General features: G+C 54.7%; 18 protein-coding genes and 1 pseudogene. All 19 read left to right on the top strand.

Annotated elements, in window-relative coordinates; genetic code table 11:
* Nucleotides 1-621: 621 nt before the first annotated feature.
* Nucleotides 622-1,845, top strand: a complete 1,224-nt coding sequence (locus PAT3040_RS16680; protein ID WP_181376664.1) for a M23 family metallopeptidase — start codon at nt 622-624, stop codon at nt 1,843-1,845.
* Nucleotides 1,838-2,722 carry a M50 family metallopeptidase gene (locus tag PAT3040_RS16675; RefSeq protein WP_108993619.1) on the top strand — a complete coding sequence of 295 codons (885 nt, stop codon included), beginning with the start codon at nt 1,838-1,840 and terminating at the stop codon, nt 2,720-2,722. The genes PAT3040_RS16680 and PAT3040_RS16675 overlap by 8 nt, the downstream gene beginning before the upstream one ends.
* A gap of 35 nt (nt 2,723-2,757) precedes the next feature.
* On the top strand, nt 2,758-3,963 hold the full coding sequence (locus PAT3040_RS16670; RefSeq protein WP_256975514.1) for an Rne/Rng family ribonuclease: 1,206 nt from the start codon (nt 2,758-2,760) through the stop codon (nt 3,961-3,963).
* A 218-nt stretch (nt 3,964-4,181) separates the two neighbouring features.
* Complete coding sequence (gene rplU / locus PAT3040_RS16665) at nt 4,182-4,493, top strand: 50S ribosomal protein L21 (protein WP_087566513.1); 312 nt, start codon at nt 4,182-4,184, stop codon at nt 4,491-4,493.
* A gap of 17 nt (nt 4,494-4,510) precedes the next feature.
* Nucleotides 4,511-4,846, top strand: a complete 336-nt coding sequence (locus tag PAT3040_RS16660) for a ribosomal-processing cysteine protease Prp (RefSeq protein ID WP_108993618.1) — start codon at nt 4,511-4,513, stop codon at nt 4,844-4,846.
* 45 nt (nt 4,847-4,891) lie between these two features.
* Nucleotides 4,892-5,203: a 50S ribosomal protein L27 gene (gene rpmA / locus PAT3040_RS16655; protein ID WP_087566511.1), complete on the top strand. Its 312-nt coding sequence runs from the start codon at nt 4,892-4,894 to the stop codon at nt 5,201-5,203.
* 277 nt (nt 5,204-5,480) lie between these two features.
* Nucleotides 5,481-6,227: a Spo0B domain-containing protein gene (locus tag PAT3040_RS16650; protein WP_108993617.1), complete on the top strand. Its 747-nt coding sequence runs from the start codon at nt 5,481-5,483 to the stop codon at nt 6,225-6,227.
* 13 nt (nt 6,228-6,240) lie between these two features.
* Nucleotides 6,241-7,566, top strand: a complete 1,326-nt coding sequence (obgE, locus tag PAT3040_RS16645; protein ID WP_108993616.1) for a GTPase ObgE — start codon at nt 6,241-6,243, stop codon at nt 7,564-7,566.
* A gap of 164 nt (nt 7,567-7,730) precedes the next feature.
* Nucleotides 7,731-8,168, top strand: coding sequence for an ACT domain-containing protein (locus PAT3040_RS16640; RefSeq protein WP_087566508.1), 438 nt, complete (start codon nt 7,731-7,733; stop codon nt 8,166-8,168).
* Between the two features lie 22 nt (nt 8,169-8,190).
* Nucleotides 8,191-9,480, top strand: coding sequence for a homoserine dehydrogenase (locus PAT3040_RS16635; protein WP_087566507.1), 1,290 nt, complete (start codon nt 8,191-8,193; stop codon nt 9,478-9,480).
* Nucleotides 9,481-9,514: 34 nt separating this feature from the next.
* Complete coding sequence (gene thrB, locus PAT3040_RS16630) at nt 9,515-10,525, top strand: homoserine kinase (protein ID WP_087566901.1); 1,011 nt, start codon at nt 9,515-9,517, stop codon at nt 10,523-10,525.
* The gene (gene pheA / locus PAT3040_RS16625; RefSeq protein WP_108993615.1) at nt 10,525-11,397 is read left to right on the top strand and encodes a prephenate dehydratase; all 873 of its coding nucleotides are present in this window, start codon (nt 10,525-10,527) and stop codon (nt 11,395-11,397) included. The genes thrB and pheA overlap by 1 nt, the downstream gene beginning before the upstream one ends.
* A 98-nt stretch (nt 11,398-11,495) precedes the next feature.
* Entirely contained in the window at nt 11,496-12,377 is an 882-nt protein-coding gene (ilvE, locus tag PAT3040_RS16620; protein WP_087566505.1) for a branched-chain-amino-acid transaminase, read from the top strand.
* 170 nt (nt 12,378-12,547) lie between these two features.
* Complete coding sequence (locus tag PAT3040_RS16615; RefSeq protein ID WP_108993614.1) at nt 12,548-14,800, top strand: LysM peptidoglycan-binding domain-containing protein; 2,253 nt, start codon at nt 12,548-12,550, stop codon at nt 14,798-14,800.
* Nucleotides 14,801-14,956: 156 nt separating this feature from the next.
* A complete protein-coding gene (locus tag PAT3040_RS16610) occupies nt 14,957-15,583 on the top strand; it encodes a BofC C-terminal domain-containing protein (RefSeq protein ID WP_087566503.1) in 627 nt (208 codons plus the stop codon).
* 348 nt (nt 15,584-15,931) lie between these two features.
* Nucleotides 15,932-16,435, top strand: a complete 504-nt coding sequence (gene ruvC / locus PAT3040_RS16605) for a crossover junction endodeoxyribonuclease RuvC (RefSeq protein WP_087566900.1) — start codon at nt 15,932-15,934, stop codon at nt 16,433-16,435.
* Entirely contained in the window at nt 16,432-17,067 is a 636-nt protein-coding gene (ruvA, locus tag PAT3040_RS16600) for a Holliday junction branch migration protein RuvA (RefSeq protein ID WP_108993613.1), read from the top strand. Before ruvC ends, ruvA begins: the two co-directional genes overlap by 4 nt.
* 21 nt (nt 17,068-17,088) lie before the next feature.
* Nucleotides 17,089-18,093, top strand: a complete 1,005-nt coding sequence (gene ruvB, locus PAT3040_RS16595) for a Holliday junction branch migration DNA helicase RuvB (protein ID WP_087566501.1) — start codon at nt 17,089-17,091, stop codon at nt 18,091-18,093.
* Nucleotides 18,094-18,185: 92 nt separating this feature from the next.
* Nucleotides 18,186-18,915 (top strand): annotated as a pseudogene (locus PAT3040_RS16590) (SpoIID/LytB domain-containing protein); the annotation flags it as partial.

The following is an 18,915-nucleotide window of genomic DNA, read 5'->3' as shown; positions in this document are numbered from 1 at the left end:
GCCGCTGCGGACGATTCCGCGGCGGCCTGCCTGTTGTGCGCTCCGATTTGGGTGGCAAATGGTTATGAGGTTCCGAGCGGCTTATTGTCTTATTGTCATATTGGCTTAGGAAGACTGGTGTTCATCGGACTTTGCGTCCTTTCGTTTCGCTTAATGTGGGAATTCAATAAAGGGAAAAAGTCCCTTTATTTTTTGGATTTCGGGTAGTTCTGGGGAAATAAAGGGAAATTGTCCAACTAAACGTCTGGGTGGCGTTAGGAAAAGTTGATTTGTTCGGAAATAGAGGGCTTTTTTCCAACTAATTCGCCCTGTGAAGGGGAAACCGGAAAAATAAAGGGAGGATTTCCCTTTATCACTGACTTCAGACCAGTTAACTCAGCTGCCGGCCCGTTCAATTCTGCTTTCAACCTCCATTAGAGCAACATGTTTAATGTTCAAATATAGGAAAGTATATGTTTTTTTCATACCTTTTCTATATTTCTCGTAATGAAACGCACCGTGCCGCCAAAGGACGGCGTAGCCGTTTCACCTTGTCCCAACGGTTGCAGGCTTGTTCGCATACTTGTCCTTGGAGCTTCATAAATATGAAGATAGGACAAGGCAGCGGGGAGGATGGTCCATATGGGACTGAGGGATGACGTAAGGCATCGAAGGCATGAGAAAATAAAGTTACTGCTCGAGGAATATGCGGCTTCTGAACGGCAGGAGAATAAGGTGGATATGCTGCAGAGGCAGCAAGAGCAGCGACGTCAAGGAGAACGCGTGTCGCACCCGCGACTCGGCAATGAACGCGGGGAGTCCGCGTATGAGTCGCACTCGTGGCCTGGCCACGAACGCGAGGCGTCCATGCATAAGTCGCCCCCGAGGCCGGGCAACAAAGACAAGAAGTTCGTGCATGGGTCGCACCCGTGGCCTGAACACGAACGCGAGGAGTCTGTGCATGAGTCGCATCCATGGCCAGGCAAGAAACGCAAGCAGGTTGCAGCGGAACCTAAGAGACCAGGCTCACAAGGGCAGGACGAGATGCATTTAATGTTCCCGGAAGGGCCGTCAGCGAGCAGCGAACGTGGAGGGGATCGCGAGGAAATATCGGATGATCCTCATGATCCAGAAGTTGCCTGGAAGCGTAATCCTAACCCTTGGGTCTCCTGGGAGGAGGAAACGGTCATTCCGGGAGGCAAGCAGAGTTATGTCAGGCAGACGCGCACATACGACGATTCCTCCCCGCCCCGCAGCGGCTGGAGGCGTTTTCTGCACAGCCTGCGCTGGAAGACGATTGTTGCGCTTCTCGCGTTTGGCGTTATTTACGCCATGTTTCAAACCAGCAACGATTTGGCGCTGCGAGGTCAGCAATACGTAAAGCAGGCGTTGACGCAAGAAATCGATTTTGCGGCGGCAGCGATGTGGTACAAGCAAGCGTTCGCGGGAGCGCCATCCTTCATACCGATGTTTCGCGGCGAGGATCAAGGCGCCGTCGGGGTAAACGGAGTTGTGAGGAAGGCGGCCGTCGTGCCGATCGAAGATGCTTCTCTAATTCGTACCTTTGCGGAGACGCTTAATGGAATTGAACTGTCCGGTTCGTCTGAGGCACCCGTTGCCGCAGCGGAGACGGGCAGAGTGATTATGGTGACGGAGGAAAGCATTCTCATTCAACATGCCAACAACCGCGTAACCATCTACGGCAAGCTTGGCCGAGCGGATGTAGCGGTAAACGACTGGGTAGAGGCTGGCGATATTATCGGGAAGCTGCAGGAGGGAGATGCGAGCGGGCAAAGCTTGTTCTACTTCTCTGTGAAGCAAGGCGACCGTTATATGGACCCGCTGGATGTGATCACGCTTGATTAAGTGGCGCGGGATCGCGTGGTCTATTCATCCTCTATTCGTAATGATCATGATGGCTTCCGCCATTACGGGATATTTTGCCGAATTAACGGTGTTATTTCTCATCGTCATCGTACACGAGCTTGGACATGTATTCGCGGCCAAAAGCTTCGGATGGCGGATCAAGGAGGTTAAGCTACTTCCATTCGGAGGAGTGGCAGAGGTCGAGGCGGGAGGCGCCGGCGCAAGGGAAGAAGCCCTCGTGGCACTTGCAGGACCTCTTCAGAACGTATGGATGGGGCTGCTGGCTTGGACCTGCGGCGTGACGGGATTGTGGAGCGAACCATGGGCGGACTATGTTGTACAGGCTAATATGATGATTGCTTTATTTAACCTGCTTCCGATTCATCCGCTCGACGGAGGCAAGCTATCCCATTCGATGATCAGCGTATTCCTGAACTATTATCAAACGTTGCTTTGGTCGGCAAGACTCAGCCTTGGCTTTAGCATGATTATGACCGCGGCCGCCGCGGCGCCTCTATGGATTCCTGGTTACGGGGACGGCGTACAGCTGAATCTTCTGGTCGTTGGCGTATTCCTGCTGCTCAGCAACTGGACATACTATCGAAATGTGCCTTATTTGTTCGTGCGATTTCTGACCCATCGGCGCCGCTCCTCCCTGACCGCGCTGGATAACGGGAAAAAGGCGACGCCGATCATCGTTAACGGCTATCAATCGATATTGTCCGTTGCCAAGAGTCTTAATCGGGAACGTTATCATCTGATCTATGTGCTGGATCCGTCCGGCAAGGAGCTGCGCGTGCTGGCGGAAGACCAGATTGTGGAGAGCTGCTTGTCCGGTTTGAATCCAAACCGTGCAGTCCGGGAGCTTTTGGGCTAGAATAGAGGAAAAGCGACAGAAGGAATGGTTGTTTAATGAAGCAGATGCTTATGCACGTGGATGGCGATACGCTGCAGACGGCCGTTCTGGAGAACGGGCAGCTGACGGATTTTTTAATGGAACGTTCGAGTGGCGCGAGTCTGGTGGGCAACATTTACAAGGGAAAAATCGTAAACGTGCTGCCGGGGATGGATGCGGCCTTCGTCGATATCGGCATCGGCAAAAACGCCTTCTTGTACATTGACGATATGCTTCATCCCCATGCGGACAAGCAGCCTAAAAACAAACCTCCTATCCGGGAACTGGCGCAGCCGGGACAGGATATCATCGTGCAGGTTGTCAAAGATCCGCTTGGCGGAAAGGGAGCGCGCGTGACGACGCACTTCAATTTGCCTGGACGCTGGCTTGTCTATCTGCCGTTCGCCGATTACGTCGGCGTATCCAAGAAGGTGGCCAGCGAGACGGAGCGAGAGCGCCTTCGCATAGCCGGCGAGCGGTTGAAGCTCGACGAAGAAGGCATTATTATGCGAACCGCAGCCGAAGGCGAGGAGCTGGAGTCGCTGCAGGCCGATGTGTCCAAGCTGAGGGAGCGCTGGCGCTCGATCGGTGACAAGGCGATACACGCGGTCGCGCCGGCCATATTGCATTGCGAAGAAGGGTTGCTGCACCGAGTAATCCGCGATACGTTTTCCTCCGATATGGACGAGCTCTGGATCGACCATTCGGCCCGTTTCGGCGAAGCGACGGAGCTGCTCAAAGACATCTCGCCTGCGTTCGACGGGCGGGTCAAGCTTTACAGAGGCGGCGGCGGCCGCGGCATATTTCAGGAGTTCCGGGTCGCGGAGCAGATCGAGACGGCGTTCTTGAGACGAATACCTATGGGGAGCGGGAGCTACCTCATCTGGGAAGAGACGGAGGCGCTGACCGTCATTGACGTGAATACGGGCAAGTTTACCGGCTCGGACAATTTGGAGGATACGGTGTTCCGTACCAACTTGGAGGCGGCTTCGCTTATTGGCAGGCTGCTGCGAGTGCGCGATGTCGGCGGCATTGTCATCATCGATTTTATAGATATGGAACGCGAAGAGAGCCGATCCAAAGTGCTTGCAAGGCTGGTGGAGGAGGCACTCCGGGACGGTACGAAGACGTCCATTGTGGGCTGGACCCGACTGGGACTGATGGAGTTGACGCGCAAAAAAGCGCGTATGGGCGCAAGCCATCATTTGGCTCAGCGCTCATAATGGAGAAGATGTGATCAAAAGCGAATTTTTTGAACAACCTTTTAAACAACCTCTTGAAACCGTATAGTGTAATGTGATAAACTGTTTTGGTGTATGTTACGTATCATTATTGAAACTGACGTACAGGTACCGCTCCGAACAGGTTACATAAGCGCAGCGCATCAGCGATTTGCCACCTGACTCAGGCGAGTCTTCGAAAATAAGGAGGTGCACCTATTATGTTCGCAATCATCGAAACTGGCGGCAAGCAATACAAAGTTCAGGAAGGCGATGTGATCTACATCGAGAAACTGAACGGCAGCGAAGGCGAAAGCGTAACGTTCGATCGCGTTCTGGCCGTATCCGGCAAGGACGGTCTTGTAACGGGAGCTCCGGTGGTTTCCGGCGCAAGCGTTACTGGCAAAGTCGAGAAACACGGCAAAGGCCAAAAGATCATCGTTTACAAATTCAAAGCCAAAAAGAACTACCGTCGCAAGCAAGGCCATCGTCAACCTTACACGAAAGTAACGATCGAGAAAATCCAAGCGTAAGCATGAGGATTTGAGCTATGATTACAGTTACTCTCGTAAGGAATGCGAAGGATAGGCGCATCGTATCGTTTGCGGTCGAAGGACATGCCAAATATGCGAAGCCCGGCAAGGACATCGTCTGCGCCGGCGTGTCGGCGGTATCGGTCGGCACGGTTAACGCGATTGAGACTTTAGCGGGGATCGAGCTGCCTGCCACGGTTAAGAACGGCTGGCTGTCCTCGGATGTTCCGGTTCTGCCCGATGCGGAGTCGGACAGCCGCATGCAGCTGCTGCTCGAAGGCATGGTTGTCATGCTTGAGACGATCGCTACATCATACGGCAAGCACGTCGTTATCCAGGAGCAGCTCCGATAAGGCTGTCCTGCGAGACGTTATCAATTCAAGAAGGAGGGGTACTCCATGTTGAAACTGAATCTTCAGTTGTTCGCATCCAAGAAGGGCGTAGGTTCCACGAAGAACGGACGCGACTCGCAATCCAAGCGCCTTGGCGCTAAACGTGCGGACGGTCAAATCGTATCCGGCGGAAGCATCCTGTTCCGTCAACGCGGAACGAAGATCCACCCGGGAACGAACGTAGGCATCGGCAAGGACGATACGTTGTTCGCGAAAGTAGACGGCGTTGTCAAGTTCGAGCGTCTGGGTCGCGATCGTAAGAAAGTGAGCGTATACCCTGTTGATCAAGCTCCTGTTGCAGCTGCAGTAGAAGCTTAATTTGCAACCACCAGCCCCGGCCAGCATGTCTTGGTCCGGGGCTTTTGTCATTGTCGGGAAAGCCCTCTAGCAGACGATGTCGTGGCCGCCTTCGCGCGCTTTTCGAAATTATAGGAAAGCATTCGGCATACGTTTTCTATACTTCTCGTTATGAAACGTACTGCGCTCCAAAAGAACGGCGCGGCAGTTTCACCTTTGCTAATGACCGCTTTGGACGAGCGTGTTATACTGGGAAAGCTAGCAGCTAGCAATTCCCTTAAGAAGGCAGGTTCTGGGCATGATAGCCATGACAAAGGCAAAGTATTATGTCGCGGCGACGGCGATCGCGCCGGCAGCCGCGCTTCTGGTCTGGCCAGGCAGCCGCTTGCTTATAATCGGTTGCTTGATCTGGATTGGGGCCGCTGCGGCCTATTGGATTCGCAGCGAACGAATGGAGCATCGGGCTCGAATTACGGCTACGATTACCGCCATGCAGTCAGCCGGCGTCCGTACTTTAAATCATCATCGGCATGACTGGATGAACGATCTTCAAGTGCTTTATGGATACATTCGACTCGGCAAGCTGGATAAGACGGTGGGCTGCGTGGAGAAAATAAGGGATAGAATGAATGCCGAAAGCGCAATCTCCCGGCTTGGCGTTCCTTCGCTCATCAGCTATATTCAGTCATTTCGCACGCTGACGAATTCTCTTGCGCTGGAGGTCGAGATCGATAACGGTATTAATTTGCAGGAAATGGTACAGGATGCAGAACGTGTAGCGGAAACGCTTATACATACAATCAATGTTTATCGGTTGTCCGCGAAGCCTGGCACAGGGGAGCAGGCGCTGCTCCGGTTGCGGCTGGCGGCGGAGAGCGGCATGCTGTACGCCTCCTTCTATTATGACGGCGAATTGATCAACGAACGGCAATGGCAACACAAAATGAAAGAGCAGTTGAAAGGCGCATCGCTCTCTCCAATATCCGAGGAACAGTCGTACAATGAGATGGTTCTAAAGACGGAGCTGCGCGAGATAGGCGCTTGAACGGAGGCATGGCATGTTTGTCGACAAGGCAAAAATATTCGTAAAAGGCGGAAACGGCGGGGACGGCATCGTATCCTTCCGCCGCGAAAAATATGTAGAGAATGGAGGTCCCGCCGGCGGTGACGGCGGCAACGGAGGAGATCTGATCTTTCGCGTAGACGAAGGGCTTCGAACGTTGATGGACTTCCGTTACCAAAAGCACTTCAAGGCCGAGCGCGGCGAGCGCGGCAAGGTTAAGAGCATGCACGGCGCGAGTGCCGACGACACGATCGTGCGCATCCCCCCGGGAACGGTCATAATTGACGACGACACAAACGAAATCATCGCGGATTTGACGCGTCACGGTCAGCAGGTTGTTGTCGCAAAAGGCGGACGGGGCGGACGCGGCAATACCAGATTCGCAACGCCGACGAATCCGGCTCCTTATATTTCGGAGAATGGCGAAGAAGGCCAGGAGCGCTGGGTCGTTCTCGAGCTCAAGGTGATGGCGGATGTTGGTCTGGTCGGCTTCCCAAGCGTCGGAAAGTCTACGCTGTTATCGGTCGTATCCGGTGCCAAGCCGAAGATCGGCGCCTATCACTTTACTACCATTACGCCGAATTTGGGCGTCGTCGACGTCGGCGACGGACGGAGCTTCGTTATGGCGGATCTGCCGGGTCTGATCGAAGGCGCTCATGAAGGCGTTGGTCTTGGCCACGAGTTCCTTCGTCACGTGGAGAGAACGCGGGTTATTATTCACGTCATCGATATGGCGGCGTCGGAAGGGCGCGATCCGTTCGACGACTGGCAGAAAATCAACGCGGAGCTGACTCACTATAACGAGAAGCTGGCGGATCGTCCGCAGATCATTGCGGCCAACAAGATGGACATGCCGGAAGCGGAGGAGCAGCTGGCCCTCTTCAAGGAGCAACTGGATGAGGTCAAGGGCGATAAGGATTACGTCGTTATGCCGATCTCCTCTCTTACGAAGGAAGGCATTCAGGAACTGCTGTACAAGGCGGCGGATGTACTGGATACCGTGGAGGCGTCGATCGAGGTCGAGGAAGTGAAGGACATCGAGGAACGCAAGGTGTACACGTACGAGAAACGCGACGAAATTACGTTCACGGTTCATCGCGAGGACGAGGTATTCGTCGTCGAGAGCGAAGGCATCGAACGGATGATGAAGCGGATGAACCTGAATTCCTACGATGCCGTCATGCGATTTGCACGTACGATGCGTAAGCTGGGCGTCGACGAGAAGCTGCGCAAGGAAGGCGCCAAGGACGGAGATATGGTGCGGATCGGCGATTTCGCGTTCGAATTTTTTGAAGGCACCGATTACGACCCTTACAACTAAATTTCGTGTTGGACTGTCCCGGCGTTTCGCGACCGGGAAGTTTAGCCTCTCATGGAGAAAGACGACGGTAGTCGTCTTTTTTTTATCGGCCTATTGCCGCGCCACCTGGATTTCGATATAATGTCCACTATAGGTGTACAATTGTCTTTATGAGGAGGACGGATGTGGCTGAACGCTATTATGTCGTCCGGGAGGAACTATTGCCCGAAGCGATTCTGAAGACGATTCAAGTGAAGGAGCTGCTTAGCAGCGGCGCGGTGGCAACTGTTCATGAAGCTGTGGAGCGGGCGGGACTCAGCCGCAGCGCCTTTTACAAGTACAAGGATGGCGTGTTCGCGCTGAACGATATTGCCCGCGAACGGATCGTGACGATCTCGATGGAGCTGGAGCATAGGGCAGGCGTTCTCTCCTGCGTGCTGGGACTGATCGCAGGTCAGGAAGGCAATGTGCTGACTATGAATCAGAGCATCCCGCTGCAAGGATTCGCAAATGTTGTGTTGTCGGTGGACATCGCGGGACTTGCAGGAGAACTGTCCGATCTATTGGAACTGCTGAAGCGGCAATCCGGCGTGAGGAAGGCAGCGGTCATCGGTCAAGGTTAAATCATGGAGCGGAGGAATATAGATGAAGCCGATTAAGGTAGGATTGCTCGGACTGGGTACAGTGGGAACGGGCGTCGTACGTATTGTGGAAGGGCATCAGGAGGATCTTCAAAGCCAGGTTGGTTTGCCGATCGTCATTGAGAAGGTGCTGGTACAGAATAAGACGAAGTCTCGTTCGATCTCCATTGATCCGGATAAGCTGACGGAGGATCCGTGGGATATTATCCGCCATCCCGATATCGATGTCGTCGTAGAAGTCATGGGCGGCATTGCGGGAACAAAGGAATACATTATCGAGGCATTGTCGCGGGGCAAACATGTCGTGACGGCCAACAAGGACTTGATGGCGCTCCACGGACCGGAGATTGTGGCCAAAGCCAAGGAGAATGGCTGCGACATCTTGTACGAAGCCAGCGTAGCTGGCGGTATTCCCATTTTGCGTACGTTGGTCGACGGCTTTTCTTCCGATCGGATTACGAAGATCATGGGCATTGTTAACGGTACGACGAACTATATTCTGACGAAGATGAGCCAGGAAGGAGCCTCCTATAGCGACGTGCTGAAGGAAGCGCAGGAACTTGGTTACGCCGAAGCGGATCCCACCTCCGACGTGGAGGGTTTGGACGCGGCACGCAAGATGACGATTCTGGCGACGCTTGGCTTCCGGACGAACGTATCTCTTGCGAACGTATCGGCAAAGGGAATCTCGCAAGTCAGCAAGGAGGATATTCTGTATGCCAAACGTCTGGGCTATGAGCTGAAGCTGCTTGGCATTGCGGAGAGGCAGGACGATCTCGTCAGCATAAGCGTACAGCCGACCATGGTGAAGCAGACGCATCCCATCGCATCCGTAAACGGCGTGTTTAACGCGGTATATGTTTACGGCGATGCGGTTGGAGAGACGATGTTCTACGGAGCGGGCGCCGGAGAGCTGCCAACGGCTACTTCCATCGTCGCGGATCTGGTTGCCGTCGTAAAGAACCTGAAACTCGGCGTGAGCGGCAAGCAGAACGGCGTAGCGGACTATAAGGAGACGAAGCTGAAATCGGATGACCAGATTTCGTCCAAATATTTTCTCCTGCTGCATGTTGCCGACCGTGCAGGCGTTCTTGCGCGCATCACTCAGGTTTTTGCCGAATTCGAAGTCAGCCTGGAGTCGGTGCTGCAACAGCCGAACCCGAACAATCCCGACGCCGAGATCATCATCATTACGCATGATGCGAGCAAGGCGGCCATCCAGAAGGTCATCGACACGTTCGGATCGCTGGATGTGGTCTACAAGGTGAAGAGCGTCTATCGCGTTGAGGGGTAATACAATGAACGGAGCGGGGAGCATGGAGAGCATAATGGCAGTAAAAAAAGCATATACGGACAACCGCCGCGTCACCGTTAAGGTGCCGGCAAGCACGGCTAATTTGGGCCCGGGCTTCGATTCTCTCGGCATGGCGCTCTCGATGTACGCATGGATCGAAATGTCGGCATCCCAAACTGGAGAGACGGTCTTCCGGCTGCACGGGGATGGCATGGATGGGCTGCCCACGGACAAAAGCAATCTGCTCTACAAGGTTGCTCAGCTCGTATTCGACGAAGCTGGCGTCAGCATGCCGGAGCTTACGATCGAAATGTATAGCGAAATTCCGCTGGCACGCGGTCTTGGGAGCAGCGCGACCGCCATTATCGCCGCGCTCGTCGCGGCAAACGCCCTGATTGGCAGTCCGTTGGACGATCTCAAGCTGTTCGAGCTCGCTACAAAGCTGGAGGGGCATCCGGATAACGTCGGCGCATCGCTGTTCGGCGGCATCATCGTCGCTGCATGGGATGGCGAGACCGTGCAGCACGCACGCATTGAGCCGCCTGCAAGGCTTGAGACGCTGGTAGCCATACCGGCGTTCGAGCTGGCTACTGAGAAGGCTAGGCATGCATTGCCTTCTGGGCTGGCGATGGCCGACGCAGTCTTTAACGTCGGCTGCAGCTCGCTGCTCGTCGCGGCTCTGGCCAGCGGCGAGCTTGGGCTTATCCGTCATGCCATGAAGGATCGGCTGCACCAGCCTTATCGTGCGCCTCTTATTCCCGGCATGACGGAGATTCTGGAGCGCGCGACGGACTTCGGCGCGCTTGGAGCTGCGCTCAGCGGAGCGGGGCCGACAATGATCGCGTTCGTGGACGCGGAGTCGGAGTCCGGTTCCAAGGCCGAGCTGGAGAGTTTCCTGCAGGAGACGCTGCGCAAGGAAGGCATCCAGGCGGAGACCCTCTGGCTCGCGCCGTGCGTCTCCGGTCCAGTTGTTACGGTAGAGAGTGCAGATGCCGACCATGATGGGGAGACCTTCCTGGAACGGATTAAAGGAGAACGGGCATGATGAAAACGATAGCTTTATTACCTGCTGGCTCCGTGTCCGACGAAGCGGCAAAACAACTGTTCGCGGGAGAGACGCTGAATTGGAAGCACCATCGGCTTATATCCGACGTCTTCCTGTCCACGGTGAACGGGATCAGCGACTACAGCGTTATTCCGATGGAGAACACGATCGACGGGTCCGTCAGTCTGCATTTGGATTGGCTGGTCCATGAGGTCGATCTTCCCATGCAGGCGGAATGGGTGTATCCCTCCATTCAGAATCTGATCGGAAGACGGGAGGAGTTCTCCGGACAATCCGGCGAGCCTGACTTGACAACGATCAAAAAGGTGATCAGCCATCCAGTGGCAATGGCGCAATGTACGCAGTTTCTTCGCGAGCATATGCCGCAGGCGGAGAAAGAGCATGTGGGCAGCACGGCCGAAGCCGTGCGTATCGTAAGCGATCATGCCGGCGAAGGAATTGCCGCGATTGGCACCCGCAGCGCGGCGGCGAACAACGGCCTTGACCTGCTCGCGACCGAGGTAACGGATCACGATAACAACTATACGAGATTTATGCTGGTAGGGACGGAGCCGTATACCGCCAGGCAGTCGGACCGCGTGAAGACAAGCATCCTTATCACTTTGCCGGAGGATTATCCGGGAGCGCTGCATCAGGTGCTGTCGGCATTCGCCTGGCGCCGCATCAATCTGACGCGCATCGAGTCAAGGCCGACGAAGAAGAAGCTGGGCAGTTATTATTTTTATATCGAGATTGAGATGTCGCTGGATACGGTGCTGCTGCCGGCCGCGCTTCAAGAGATCGAAGCCATAGGATGCCAGATTCGCATATTGGGCTGTTATCCGAGTTTTACTTACGAGCAACTGCTGTAACTTCAAGCCACGAAGGTGTAACAACAGGCGATTCCCAAGGCTTCAAGGAACCAACACAAATACAAGATGAACAATTTCGCGGAGGTGCAAGGGCAGAGATGGCACAGCAATGGATTTACCTAAACGGCGATTACGTAACAAAAGAGGATGCGAAAGTATCCGTGTACGATCACGGATTTTTATACGGAGATGGCATCTTCGAGGGAATTCGCATCTATGACGGCAACATCTTTAAGTGCAAGGAACATCTGGACAGGCTGTACGACTCTGCGAAATCGATTATGCTCGATATCCCGCTCTCCCTGGAGGAGATGCAGGGCGCGCTCGTGGAGACGATTCGCCGCAACGAGTTGCGCGACGGATATATTCGGCTCATCGTATCCCGCGGTCCCGGCAATCTGGGGCTTGATCCGCGTCGCTGCCCTTCCGCATTCGTCATTATTATCGTGGAGCAGCTCTCGATTTACCCGGAGGAAGCTTACAAAAACGGCCTGGTATCCGTATCCGTGTCGCAGCGACGCAATATCCCGGATGCGCTTAACCCGAAGATCAAGTCGCTTAATTACCTGAACAACATCCTGGTCAAAATCCAGGCGAATCTTGCCGGAGTAGGCGAAGCGATTATGCTGAACTCCCAAGGCTACGTGGCGGAAGGATCCAGCGATAATATCTTTATTATCAAAAATAACGTCGTCTACACGCCTCCTTGTTACGTTGGAGCGCTGGAAGGCATTACCCGCGCGGCGATTATGGAGCTTTGCGCCAAACACGGCTACAAGCTTAAGGAAGAGCCGTTTACGCTGCACGACGTATATGTAGCCGACGAAGTGTTCTTTACGGGCACGGCGGCCGAGGTTATCGCAGTGCGCGAAGTCGACGGACGCAAGATCGGCTCCGGACAAGCCGGTCCGATCACGACGCATTTGCTGGAACAATTCCGCGCGATTGTTTCAGTAGACGGCGTCAAAGTATACGAATAACGAGATTTTATTTAGCGACAACCTGCCCGGAAGACATGGAGACATGTTCCGGGCAGGTTTTTTTGCGCGAAGATGGCGACACTTGCCTATTTGCTGCATAGGATGTAGAGATTGATAACAGGCATTAGCCGTGCCAAGTTATCCAGAACGTGACAGGAGGTCATCGGCGAGTGAAAATCCATATCGTGAAAAAAGGCGATACCCTGTATTTCATCGGCAAAAAATACAATGTATCGATCGAGGAAATTTTAAGCTTGAACCCTGGCATTACGAATCCAGATGTGCTGGAAGTAGGGATGAAGCTGAAAATTCCAAGTGCTCAAGGACAAAATGGCATCGGAGGCGTGGAAGTCATGCATCAGCACGTCGTCAAGCAAGGAGATACGCTTTGGAAGCTGTCCAAAGCTTGGGGCGTGCCGCTGGCGGCGATGGTATACGCGAATCCGCATTTGAAGAACCCCAACGTCCTGCTGACGGGCGAGATCGTCAACATTCCGAAGGCGGACACTGTGGTTCCTCCAACGGCCATGCCGGGTAAAATGAATACGGCGGTTAAGCAGACCGGAGGCGTTCATCCGCTGCATCCGACTTCGATTATGCAGGGCGTGCAGGGCATGGTCGGCAAGTTGTCAACAGCCCCGGTTATCGGCAAGAAGAATACGGCCCCCGTGCAAGAAAAGGCTCCTACAGCACCGATCTCGCCGGTACCTGCCCCCGCACCTAAGCAGAAGGAGAAGGAAGCGAAGGTCGAGCCGCTGGAAAAAGGCAAGGTAGAGCCTCTGGCAACGAAGGTCGAGCCGCTGGAAAAAGGCAAAGTAGAGCCTCTGGCAACAAAGGTCGAACCGCTGGAAACGGGCAAAGTAGAGCCTCTGGCAACAAAGGTCGAACCGCTGGAAACGGGCAAAGTAGAGCCTCTGGCAACGAAGATCGAACCGTTGGAAACGGGCAAAGTAGAGCCTCTGGCAACGAAGGTTGAGCCGATGGCTATGGGTAAAGTCGAACCGCTCGCGACGAAGGTTGAGCCGCTTTCGGGTCATAAAGTCGAGCCTTTGTCCTCCAATGTCGCCCCGCTCTCGACTGGCAAGACATTGCCGAACGCGGTAGCACCGCTTTCGACTGGCAAAACGCTGCCGAACGAGTCAATTATGCCGCTCTCGACAGGCAAGACATTGCCGAACGCAGTAGCACCGCTTTCGACTGGCAAAACGCTGCCGAACGCGTACGTCGCTCCGATGGCGGCGAACAATTATGCGCCACTGTCGACGAACGTATCGCCCATGAGCATGAACAACGTTGCGCCACTGTCGACGAACGTATCGCCGCTGAACACAAACAACGTTGCACCGATGTCAACGAACGTATCGCCGCTGAACACGAACAACGTTGCACCGATGTCGACGAACGTATCGCCGCTGAACACGAACAACGTTGCACCGATGTCGACGAACGTATCGCCGGTGAACACGAACAACGTTGCACCGATGTCGACGAACGTATCGCCGCTGAACACGAACAACGTTGCGCCGCTGTCGACAAACGTATCGCCCATGAGCATGAACAATTATGCGCCACTGTCGACGAACGTATCGCCCATGAGCATGAACAACTATGCGCCGTTGTCGACGAACGTATCTCCCATGAGCATGAACAATTATGCGCCAATGACGAACGTAGCTCAGAAGGCATTGCCGATTCAGAAGATGGCGGAGCAAAAGGTTTCTCCGGCACAATCGGAATACATGCAATATATGGACATGGACTTGTTCCAGCAATACAACATGCCTGCTACGGAAGCCATGTATATGGGGAACCAGCCGAATGTTGCTCCGGTGTTGCCGAATGCGGGTATGATGCCTTACGGCGAGATGCCTTACGGTGAGAAGCCTTCCATGTATCCTTACGATTGCCCGCCAGGCGCAGGCATGATGGGATATCCCGCACCATCCATGATGCCATATGGCGGCGCGGGGGGCTGGGGATACCCCGGTGGCGGTTATGCAGGAGTCAGCGAGAATAATATGATGATGCCATTGTCCAATATGCCGAACCATGCTGGAATGGTATCGCCATTGTCAGGCATGCCTACCAAAGGTTTGCCGCAAACGATGTCCACCATGTCGGCGCCGGTTTACGGCGGAGCCGGTTATCCCATGACTTACCCACCATATGCTCCATCGCCGTTATGGCAGCAAAATGCTAATGTCTCGTCCGGGCCGACTGTCCAATCGACGGCTAACGATGATTGCGGCTGCGGCGGCAAACGGGAGGATGAGCTGGAGCTTCAGCAAGAAAAGAAGTCGTCGTTGTCCAAATCCGCCACTTCAAAACCGCGCAAAAAAGCCAAAAAAGCCGTTATCCGGACAGTGGCGCCGCGACCCAAAAAAAGAACGTCTAGCGGCAGCCGCCCTTGGCTGAACCGTTAAAACAAAGGCAAATGCAGTTCCCTCATAATGCTGAACGCAGGCAAGCTCCGATAAGGGGCTTGTTTTGTTGTTCATGTATTTCCGGAGTCTGAATAATTAACCATTTCTGGCGCACACTATGGGCAAATATCATCACCAGCCAAAGGGGGCTTCCTCATGATGACGTTCAGCCTGTGGAAGCAAGTCAAAAAGCGTATACGAAGAAATCGCCGTCCGATCTGGAAGTTAGGCGGACTAGTCTTGTTCGTCTCGCTGGCAGTCATGCCGCAGCATGCATCGGCGAGTTTCGCGAGCGAAGCAACCCTCGACGAACCTTCCGTCAGCCGCATGCTGCAAGACAGAAATGCTCCGGTTCAAGTTATGCTGCATCGTTTGTACGTTTGCGGCGAGGAGACAGAGCCGCTCGGGTTGATGAAACCCGAGACGATCATCAAGCTGCTTAGCCAGCATCCGGAATGGCGCACCAGTCTCGATGAGGATGGGCAGACGCTCCGCGTGATGCAGCAGATTGACGATTTGTCGGCCGAATGCAAGTCCAATGCTTACTTCGGCGTGGACCGCAATGGGAATTTCTCGTTGTTTGACGGAGAGCCCAGCAACGAAAAAGTGATGCGGACATTTTTCCAGCTTGATGTCCGGTTTATGGAGAGCAGCTTGCCGAAGGACCAACTGGATCAGCTTTCGGATGGCATTCGGGTTAGCGACATCGACGAATATAACAGCGTATTGTCGACCTACAGCGATTATGCGATGGAAACGGGCGAAGCGAAGCAAGGTTATTAAACACTCGAGTTTTATACAATATGTAATTGGCCGCTGCCACAATGGAACGGCAAAACAACACTCATCGATATTGAACCGGTGAGTGTTTTTTTGTGCTTGCTTCAGCAAGAGCACCGGACTAACCGACAAGACTTGCTGCCGCAGTTCTACCAAGGCAGCGGTGAAATATACGACAATGCCCTCCCCCCGCTCAATCGGGAAACACATGAGCGCGAATGAACAAACGTTCGTTCTCATTTCGGGTATCTTTTGTTATAATGAAGGGCGGGCAACATGGGAAGGCTGCGAGGGCAGCTTGCAACCGTAGCACTCATATTTTCGTTATTACATAAGTTAGGGGTTGGCGGCTTGCGCGTATTAGGCATTGACCCCGGCATAGCCATTGCGGGATTCGGATTCGTGGACAAGAACGGGCATAAGCTGACGCCCGTGCAATATGGCGCAATTACAACGGAGGCTCATACGCCTCAGGAGACCAGGCTTGTGCAGATTTATGAATCGGCAGGCGCCCTGATGGATCGGTACAAGCCCGATTCCGTCGCGGTGGAGAAACTGTTCTTCAACCGCAACGTGACGACGGCATTTGCCGTTGGACAGGCTCGCGGCGTTATTATTCTGGCGGCGGCCCAGCGGGGACTTCCCGTTGCGGAATATACGCCTCTGCAAGTGAAGCAGGCTGTCGTCGGCTATGGCAAGGCGGAGAAGAGGCAGGTGCAGGAGATGGTTAAGATGTTCCTTAAGCTGTCTGCGGTTCCCAAGCCGGACGACGTAGCGGACGCGCTTGCCATAGCGATCTGCCATGCCCATTCGGCCGTACTGACGAACAAAATCAACGAGGTGAATCGTTCATGATCGATTATTTGAGAGGTCCGGTCGTACATATAGAAACGGAGTACATCGTTATGGACGTCAGAGATACGGGATATCGCGTGTTTATGCCGAATCCGTATGCGTTCGCGGGCAAGAATGAGCCGGTAGTCGTCTATATCCACCATCATGTCCGTGAGGATGCGATCCATCTGTTCGGGTTCGAGTCGAGAGAGCAGCAGACGATGTTCCGCAAGCTGCTTGATGTATCCGGCATCGGCCCGCGAGTAGCGCTTGGCATTTTATCGGCCGGCCGGCCGGAAGCGATCGCGGGCGCGATTCAACAAGAAAATTTGTCGTTCCTGACGAAACTCCCCGGCATCGGAAAAAAGACGGCTCAGCGCATGGTGCTGGATCTGAAGGACAAGCTGACGGGGTACGGCGACGAAGGTCTGCTTAGCGCAGCGGGCTTCGGCGCAGAGCCGGGCTTGGCCGGTACGGGTAACGGGCAAGGAGCCGGAACGGCATGGGAAGAGGCGCGCGACGCGCTGGCAGCGCTTGGTTATACGTCTGCCGAGCTGGACCGCGCCTGGAATGGTTTGCAGAGCAGCGTGACGCCGGAGGAAACGGTCGACTCGTTAATGAAGCGGGCGCTGCAGCAGCTGTTCAAGGGGTAACGGAAAGGAGCGAAGCCGGACATGGACGATAGAATTATCTCCGCGAACCTTATGATGGAAGACCAGGCGGTCGAGCTGAGTCTCAGACCCCGTTATTTGGCCGAATACATCGGACAGAATCAGGCAAAAGAAAATCTTAAAATCTATATCGAAGCGGCCAAGATGCGCAAGGAAGCGCTGGATCATGTGCTGCTCTATGGTCCGCCTGGACTGGGCAAAACGACTTTGTCCAATATTATTGCTAACGAACTGGGCGTCAACTTGCGTACGACGTCAGGTCCGGCGATCGAACGGCCTGGCGATCTGGCGGCGCTGCTTACGAATCTGCAGGAAGGCGATGTCTTGTTTATCGACGAGATTCACCGGCTGCATCGGACGGTGGAGGAAGTGCTCTATCCCGCGATGGAGGACTTCGCTCTGGATATTATGATCGGCAAAGGCCCAAGCGCCCGCTCGGTCAGGCTGGATCTGCCGCCGTTTACGTTGATTGGCGCCACGACGCGTGCCGGGCTGTTGTCCGCCCCGTTGCGTGACCGGTTCGGCGTCGTGAGCCGTTTGGAGTTCTACACGGTAGACGAGCTCGCCTTTATCGTATCGCGCGCGTCGGAAATTTTAAACGTATCGATTGTCGGGGAGTCCGCGACCGAGATCGCGATGCGTTCGCGCGGAACGCCGCGTATCGCGAACAGGCTGCTCAAGCGCGTTCGCGACTTTGCACAGGTGCGGGGCGACGGCGTCATTACCCATGAAATCGCGAGATCCGCACTGGAGCTGCTGCAGGTGGATCCCATGGGACTCGATCATATCGACCACAAGATGCTGCATGCTATGATGACGACGTTCTCGGGAAGACCGGTCGGGCTGGATACGATCGCAGCGACGATCGGCGAGGAGAGCCAGACGATCGAAGACGTCTACGAGCCGTATCTGATGCAGATCGGTTTCCTTCAGCGTACGCCTAGAGGCAGAATCGCGACGGATAACGCCTACCGTCATCTTGGGTTGCCGATTCCGGGCAGATCCTAAGCCGTGCTTGCACGTATGGCATAAGGCAAGGGGGCAACACAGAACAGGATTCAACAGCTGCAACATGATATGCATAAGAAGGGAGAGTAATCATGAAAAATACGGCAATTAAGGTAGGGCAGCCGCAGCAAGCGGAGAAACCTTATCGAACTGGGATGAGAGCCTGGCGTCGCACACTGCTGTTGACGCTGGCAATGGCTCTGCTGTTTTCCACCTGGACGGCATCAACCTCCAGCGCGGCAGTACCTTCCCTGGATAAGATAAGGGTGGCGCTTTTCCTGAGTCTTCCCGGCAAATACGATTCGACGACTCCCGCCGCCACCTTTTCGTCTGCAGGGGGGCTAAACGTAGGCGTGAGGGAACCGGATGGAGAACAGACCTGGTTCGGCATACCGGCCGGCGTCAGCGCCAGATTCGGAAGCGACGATTACAAGGCGAAATTGTTTGAATCCGCAACATTCGGGCAGGCGCTTGCGATTTATCAACAGGTTAAGGCAAGCGGAGGCGCAGCCTTTCTGACCTCCGTCGCAACGACTGGCGCCGCTCGTTATCAAGTGACGGAAGGCGTCTACAGAAACGAAGCGGAAGCCGCTGCCGCAGCGGCGAAGTGGAAGGCAGACGCCAAGCTGGCTGGTTTGCTCGGGGCATACAAACCGGGGGTACAAGGTCCATTCCATCTGGAGACTGGGCCGCTGGCCAGCAAGAAGGATGCGCAGGACGCTGCCGCCGCATTCGGCAACAAGGGACTGGATGCTTTCGTCGCCGTACGGAGCGTCGCGGGCAAGGAGACATATTCCGTCATGGTGGGAAGCGAGCCGTCCC

Origin of the sequence: Paenibacillus agaridevorans, assembly GCF_003112455.1 — a bacterium.
GTDB classification, from domain to species: domain Bacteria; phylum Bacillota; class Bacilli; order Paenibacillales; family Paenibacillaceae; genus Pristimantibacillus; species Pristimantibacillus agaridevorans.
This window is presented reverse-complemented; position numbering and strand designations above follow the sequence as displayed.